Source organism: Cryobacterium sp. Y29, from assembly GCF_002929825.1.
Taxonomy (GTDB): domain Bacteria; phylum Actinomycetota; class Actinomycetes; order Actinomycetales; family Microbacteriaceae; genus Cryobacterium.
Genome location: NZ_PJJN01000024.1, coordinates 76,275 through 83,450 on the forward strand (window position 1 = coordinate 76,275; position 7,176 = coordinate 83,450).

General features: G+C 66.1%; 6 protein-coding genes. All 6 read right to left on the bottom strand.

Going from position 1 to position 7,176, the window contains the following annotated elements:
- Window positions 1-43: 43 nt before the first annotated feature.
- Genes recN through CXY74_RS17860 form a run of 6 tightly spaced genes read right to left on the bottom strand, consistent with a single transcriptional unit; the run spans window position 44 to window position 6,725 of the window.
- Window positions 44-1,756, bottom strand: coding sequence for a DNA repair protein RecN (gene recN / locus CXY74_RS02160; RefSeq protein ID WP_104198906.1), 1,713 nt, complete (start codon window positions 1,754-1,756; stop codon window positions 44-46).
- The gene (locus tag CXY74_RS02165) at window positions 1,753-2,673 is read right to left on the bottom strand and encodes an NAD kinase (protein ID WP_104198919.1); all 921 of its coding nucleotides are present in this window, start codon (window positions 2,671-2,673) and stop codon (window positions 1,753-1,755) included. Before CXY74_RS02165 ends, recN begins: the two co-directional genes overlap by 4 nt.
- Before the next feature lie 4 nt (window positions 2,674-2,677).
- Entirely contained in the window at window positions 2,678-3,544 is an 867-nt protein-coding gene (locus CXY74_RS02170) for a TlyA family RNA methyltransferase (protein ID WP_104198907.1), read from the bottom strand.
- Window positions 3,545-3,585: 41 nt separating this feature from the next.
- Window positions 3,586-3,756: a hypothetical protein gene (locus CXY74_RS17655; protein WP_199183123.1), complete on the bottom strand. Its 171-nt coding sequence runs from the start codon at window positions 3,754-3,756 to the stop codon at window positions 3,586-3,588.
- A gap of 10 nt (window positions 3,757-3,766) precedes the next feature.
- Window positions 3,767-4,795, bottom strand: a complete 1,029-nt coding sequence (locus tag CXY74_RS02175) for an HAD-IIA family hydrolase (protein WP_104198908.1) — start codon at window positions 4,793-4,795, stop codon at window positions 3,767-3,769.
- Window positions 4,773-6,725 (bottom strand): hypothetical protein, encoded by a 1,953-nt coding sequence (locus tag CXY74_RS17860; protein ID WP_233193160.1) that lies wholly within the window; start codon window positions 6,723-6,725, stop codon window positions 4,773-4,775. The genes CXY74_RS02175 and CXY74_RS17860 overlap by 23 nt, the downstream gene beginning before the upstream one ends.
- Window positions 6,726-7,176: the final 451 nt, after the last annotated feature.

A 7,176-nucleotide genomic window follows, 5' to 3' on the forward strand; every position in this document is an offset into this window, starting at 1 on the left:
TTTTCCACCACGGGCTTAAATGCTATCACCTGATTTTGATCGCTTATCTGCCAGAGGTGCGGGAGCCGGACTGCGCAAGGTCGAGCAGTTCCCTGGCATGTTCGAGACCGCTCTTCGAGTCGGGCAGGCCAGAAAGCAGGCGGGCCATTTCGGCGGCACGGTCGTCGCCGCGCAGCTGGCGCACGCTTGAGGCGGTGACGGATCCATCGCTGTCTTTGACGACGCTGAGGTGGTTGCCGGCAAAAGCGGCGACCTGAGCGAGATGGGTGACCACGATTACCTGCGCGGTTTCGGCAAGTCGCGCGAGTCGCCGACCGATTTCGATCGCGGCGGCTCCGCCCACACCGGCATCGATCTCGTCAAAGACAAAGGTAGGCACCGGGTCGGTCGCGTTGATGACGACCTCGATGGCAAGCATCACCCGGGACAGTTCCCCGCCGGATGCCCCGCGCGCCAACGCCCGCGGCTCGGCGCCAGCGTGCGGCTGTAACAGCAGGCGCACGAGGTCGATACCAGTGACGGTGCATTCCAGACCGGCTTCGACCTCCACGAGCAGCACGGCGTCCGGCATTGCCAGCGCGCCGAGCTCGGCGGTCACCCGAATTCCAAGTTGCACCGCGGCCGCCTGGCGCAACGTTGTCAGGGCAGCGGCGAGATCGGTGACGAGCTTTCGGTCGGCATCCGCTTCGGCGCTGAGCTGCTCGATGCGGTCAGAGTCGGAATCAAGCTCGAGCAGCCGGGCGCTGCCGATGTCGAGGAATCCGATGGCTTCCTCGAGGCCGCCCGGGTATTTGCGGGCGAGAATGCCGAGTGTGGCCCGCCTCTCCTGCACGATTTCGAGTTCGCGGGCGCCATCGGCGTCGAGGCCGGCGAGGTAGCTCGAGAGCTCGGCAGCGATGTCAGCAACGACGAAACCAGCGTTGGCGATGGCGGTGACGAGCGGCGGCAGCGCCACGTCGTGGGCGGCGACCCGGTCAAGGGCGCGCCGTGCGGCTTCGAGCAGGGCGACGACGTCGGGCGCGTCGTCGGGGTTGTCTTCGGCGGAGACGAGCTGGCGGGCCTGCTCTCCGGCCAGGCGGAGTTCTTCGAGGTTGCCGAGGCGTTCGGCGCGTTCACCCAACTCGGCGTCCTCGCCGGGTTGCGGGGCAACCGTTTCAATCTCGGTCAGCGCGGCGCGCAGTTCGTCGGCTTCGCGGGCTCGCAGGTCTCGTTCGGTGACGAGCCGGTCGAGATCGACCTGGTTGGCCTGCCAGCGGTGGAAGGCAAGCTGGTAGTCGCCGAGCACTGCGGCCAGTTCGGGGCCGGCGAAACGGTCGAGGGCGTCACGCTGGGCGGCGGCGGAGCGCAGACGCACCTGGTCGCTCTGGCCGTGCACGACGACGAGGTCGTTGCGCAGGTCACCGAGCACGCTCGCCGGAGCGCCACGTCCCCCGACCATCGCGCGGCTGCGTCCCTCGCTCGAGACGGAGCGTCCGAGGATGAGTTCGGGTCCGTCGAGGTCTCCCCCAGCGTCACGGACCCGGTCGGCGACCGTGCTGGCGGGGTCGATGACCCAGCGACCCTGCACGAAACTCTGCGGCTGACCCTGGCGCACGGTGCCGGCATCCGCGCGATCGCCGAGCAGCAGTCCGAGCGCGGTGACCACCATGGTCTTGCCGGCACCGGTTTCTCCGGTCACGGCGGTGAAACCGGGGCCGAGCGGCAGCGTCGCCTCGGCGATGACGCCGAGGTCGCGAATGAACAGCTCGTCGATCACTCGCGGCCGACCGGGCCGCGCCAGCCAGTGACCGGCAGGTTGAATTTGTTGACCAGGCGGTCGGTGAACGGGCCGATGTGCAGGCGGGCCAGGCGCACGGGAACATCCGAACGGCGGACGATCACACGAGCGCCGGTTGGAAGATCCTGGGTACGGCGACCGTCAGCGCAGAGCACTGCACGGGCCCCGGTGCGGGACAGCACCTCGACGGCCAGTGACGACTCCGGCCCGACCACGAGCGGCCTCGCGAACAGTGCGTGCGCGCTGAGCGGAACCAGCAACAGTGCTTCAACGCCGGGCCAGACGATGGGACCGCCGGCCGAGAACGAGTACGCGGTCGATCCGGTCGGGGTGGAGAGCACGACGCCGTCGCAGCCGAAGGATGACAGCGGGCGTCCATCGACCTCGACGACGACCTCAATCATGCGTTCACGACTGGCTTTTTCGACAGTGACCTCGTTCAGCGCCCAGGTTTCGTAAACGACCTCGTCGGCCACCTTGACCCGCACCGACAGGGCGAGGCGTTCCTCGACCTCGTAGTCGCCCTTGAGCGCGCGGCGCACGGCCTCGCCAAGGTCGTCCCGCTCACTTTCGGCGAGAAAACCGACGTGACCGAGATTGATGCCAAGCAGCGGTGCTGAGCATCCGCGCACGAGTTCAGCCGAACGCAAAATGGTACCGTCTCCACCGAGCACGATGACAAGTTCAAGGTCGGACGTGTGCACCGTGTCACCGAGAATCGCGATATGACCATTCAGCTCCGGGCAGGCGGCCAGAAGGTCGGCGCGTTCGTCCAGGGCGAGCACCGGCACGGTTCCAGAAGCCAGAAGCTGCTTACACACCGTCGAGGCGGCTTCAACGGAGTCCGCGCGGCCGGTATGGGCGACGATGAGAAAATACCGCGGGGTGTCGCTCAACTCCTCACGCTCCAACCAGTGCTTCGATTCGGTCCATCCATTCTGTCGGATTCGTGCCGGTCGTGGCGCTCATCCAGCACAGATACTCGTGATTTCCGGCTGCCCCAATGATGGGCGAGGCGATGACTCCACTGGTTCTCAGGCCGAGGTCCCAGCCGGCCCAGAGTACACCGGCCACTGAGTCGCTTCGGAGGCCTTTGTCGTGCACGATGCCCTCACGGATACCGCCGCGGCCCACCTCGAACTGCGGTTTGATCAGCAGCACGAAGTCGGCGCCCGCCGCGGCTGTAGCCACGAGAGCCGGCAACACGGTGGTGAGCGAGATGAACGACAGATCGGCCACGACGAGGTCGGGTCGGGTGTCGATTCCGGATGCACCGGCGAGGGTTTCCGGGGTTGAATAGCGGATGTTGTACCCCTCGACCAGCTTCAGCCGCGGCTCGGTCTTCAGTTGCGCTGCAAGCTGGCCGTGGCCGACATCGGCGGCAATGACCGAGGCAGCGCCACGTTCAAGCAGTACCTGGCTGAAACCGCCGGTACTCGCCCCCGCGTCGAGCGCAGTGCGGCCGGTAACGGTGAGGTTGAAGGCATCGAGCGCAGCATTGAGCTTGTGGGCGCCCCGGCTGACGTAGTGATCGGTCGCGGCCACTTCGAGAATCGATTCCGCCGAAACTTTTGTGCTGGCCTTCACGACGGGGACACCGTTCACCGTGACGAGGCCGTCGGCGATAAGTTTGGCCGCTACGGTTCGGGAGCGAACCAGCCCACGATCGGCCAGGGCGGCGTCCAGGCGAGAGTCGGGCAACCGTTCGGGAAGCCCGTCACGCGGGTCGGCGTTATTCAGTTCAGATTCAGCGTGGTGCTCAGGCATGGGTGTGTCTGTTTCATGATCGTGGGGGGTATCAGTGCCGGTCATGCCCGGCCCGCCGGGTCGGCATCAGCGTCTTCGAGTTCTTTGCGCAACTGCTCGTGTAGCGCACTGAACGCTTCGGCGCGCTGCGCGAGCGGCCGGGCCTCGATGCCAGCCAGCTGCGGCGCGAAATCGACCACTTCTTCTTCGGGCAGGACGGGCTCGGGGTTCACAGTGTCTAGGCTACTGCGCGAGATACAGTCGCTCCGGAACGTTGAGCCCGTAGATCGCGCGTCCGGATCGGTAGATCGCGGCGCACGCGGCGCGCAGCAGGTTGATTCCGCCGTCGCCCTCCTTGACGATTTGCACGTCGTTGCCGCTGATGCGCACGCTTGCTCCATTCACCGTGGCGGTCGAGCCGTCCTTGGAGAACACCGTCTCGGGGTACGGTTCGTGCAACTGTTGCAGGTTTTCAATGATGAACGTCGGCCGGGAGTCTTTGTCGGCGGCGAGGGCCTGTTTGGCCCGGTCGATGCCGGTGAGCACGAGCACGGCGGGGATTCCGGCCCGATTGGCGCCAAGGATATCGGTGTCGAGTCGGTCACCGATGAAGAGTGCATTCTGCGCACCGAAGCGCCGCGTGGCCTCCAGAAAGATGGCCGTTTCGGGTTTGCCGGCCACGAGTGGCAGCCGCCCGACCGCTGTATGCACGGCCGACACCAGCGCGCCGTTACCGGGAGCGATGCCGCGGGCGAGCGGAATGGTCCAGTCTGTGTTGGTCGCGATCCACGGGATCCCCGTGCCCACACCGTCGGCGTTCAGCGCGAAGGCAGCTTCGGCGAGGTGTACCCAGGCAACCTCCGGCGAGAAGCCCTGAATGACGGCGGCCGGCTTATCGTCGGCCGAACGGGTCACGACAAATCCGCCCTTCTGCACCTCGTCGACGAGGCCGTCGCCACCGACCACGAGGATACTCGAGCCGGGTGCGACCTGCTCGGCGAGAAGGTGCACCGCTGCCTGCGGGGAGGTGACGACATCCGTTGCTTCCACGCTCAGCCCGAGTGCGGTGAGGTGGTCAGCAACCGATTGGTCGGTGCGGGAGGCGTTATTGGTGATGTACCCCACGCGCATGGTTTCGGCGGCGCGGTTCAGACTCTCGACGGCGAAGGGAATCGCCGCCGGGCCGGCGTACACCACACCGTCAAGGTCTGCCAGAAGTACGTCTACACCGGCCAGCGGTGTTGCCAACTCAGGCTTTCGGCGATGTAACATCCGGCTCCGTCTCGTCATCAGTTTCCGCCGTGTCCGCAGCTTCAGCAACGGCCTTGTTGTTCACGTTGACGACCTCAGCGTGGTCATCGTCGCCGTTATTTTCTTCGTCAGCGACAAAGTCTGTGAGGGCGTCGTCTTCGTCTTCTTCCATCTCTTCGATCTCGATGGTCTCGTCATCGTCACCGGAGGCTCCGAAGGCGGCATCGGCGCGCGAAGCCCGTTCGAGCCACTCGTCGGCTTCGCTCTCCCTGCCGAGTTCGGTCAGCACTTCCGCGTAGGCGGCGAACAGCTCGGGGCTGTAGGAGAAGGCCGTGTTGGGATTGAGCTGCGGAATTTCGAGTTCGACGAGTGCGGCATCTGTTTCGCCGAGGTCGAGGCGTGCACCGGACATGGCGATGGCCAGGCCCACCTGGACGGATGGCGACAAAGTGGCACGGTCGACCGAACGACCCAGTTCGAGGGCACGGTCGGGACGACCGACGCCACGTTCACTGTCGACCATAAGGGGGAGCTGATCGTTGGAGCCCGAAATGCGACGGTAGGTGCGCAGCTCGCGCAGGGCCAGGGCAAAATCCCCCGTGGCATACGCGGTGATCGCCAGGCTTTCGCGCACCACACCGATGCGACCAGCCCGACGGGCAGCGCTCATCACGTGCAAGTGGGCGAGCTGGGGGTCTTCATCGATGACACGAGCAGCCATGGCCAAATGGCGCCCGACGGTCTCGGCATTCTCCTTGGTCAGGGTCTTGAGCTCGTTGCGGGCGATGCGGTCCAGGTCGTTAGCCGAGATGTCGTCGGGAAGTTCCGGGTCGTCGTGGCGGGGACGCACCGAACGCAGCTCACGCTGCATGCGCTGCTCCTCCGTCATCTCCTCTTCGACGACGCGGGCATCGCGGTCGTTACGGGCCGGCGCACCGTCGCGGGTCCACAGTTTCTTGCCGGCATCGACGCGCGGGGCGCCGGCACGGTTCGGCGAACCGCCGCGCTGGGTCCACGGCTTGCTGTCGTTGTCGGAACGCGGACGGTCGCTGCCGGGTCGCTCCGAGTTGCCGCGGTACGGCGCGCGGTCGCTACCGCCGGAAGGGCGGTCGGAGTTGCCCCGGTACGGAGGACGCTCGCCCTGCGACGGACGATCCGAGTTACCCCGGTACGGAGCGCGGTCATTACCGCCGGACGGGCGGTCGGAGTTGCCCCGGTACGGAGGACGCTCACCCTGCGACGGACGATCCGAGTTACCCCGGTACGGGGCGCGATCATTACCGCCGGACGGGCGGTCGGAGTTGCCCCGGAACGGCGGACGCTCACCCTGGGCCGGACGGTCCGAGTTGCCGCGGTACGGCGGACGCTCACCCTGCGACGGACGCTCCGAGTTACCCCGGTACGGAGCGCGGTCATTGCCCCCGGAAGGGCGGTCCGAGTTGCCCCGGTACGGCGGACGCTCACCCTGCGACGGACGCTCAGAATTGCCCCGATACGGAGCGCGGTCATTGCCCCCGGATGGACGATCCGAGTTGCCCCGGTACGGCGGACGCTCACCCTGCGACGGACGATCCGAGTTACCCCGGTACGGAGCGCGGTCATTGCCCCCGGATGGACGGTCGGAGTTGCCGCGGTACGGCGGACGCTCACCCTGCGACGGACGATCCGAGTTACCCCGGTACGGAGCGCGATCATTGCCGCCGGAAGGGCGGTCCGAGTTGCCCCGATACGGCGGACGCTCACCGCCCTGGGCGGGACGCTCGCTGTTACCGCGATACGGAGGACGTTCACCATCGCGCTGCGGGCGCTCAGAGTTAGCGCGGTAGGGCGGCTTGGCGCCATCGCGACCGTTAGAAGGTCGCTCGTTCGAGGGTCGGCCGCTCTGGTTCGAACGACGGTCATCTTGACCGTTGTTGCGGGAATCGCCGTCGCGGGGTCCTGAAGGGCTCACTGTATCTCCTGTGTAATTAGTCCGGCATTTCGACAGACGTATCAAGCCTAAGCCTTTACGCAAAACCTCGCTGAGCGCCCCATCCTAAGCGGATGCGTCCTGCCACTACTAGCAACGTGGACGGGGTTGGATTGCGCCAGGCGTGACGGGCCAAATCTGCTCACAGCGTGGGCGGGGTGGTGGGATATTCGCGGGGTGTCGAGTTATGGCGGTTGTCCGGGAGGCGTCCGTGTGATTTTCTCGGATGTCTCCCGGACAACGGTCATTGTGTGAGCGGAGGAGCGAGTGTCCCACCACCCCGCAGACGTCCCGCCCCGACCCAGCCCTGGTGAACCGTGGGTTAACGCAGAACGGCCACCCGCAGGTGGCTGTTAACGCAGAAAAGCCATCCCGTGAGGGATGGCTTTTCTGGTGTTTCTAAGTTAAGTCCGGCGGTGTCCTACTCTCCCAC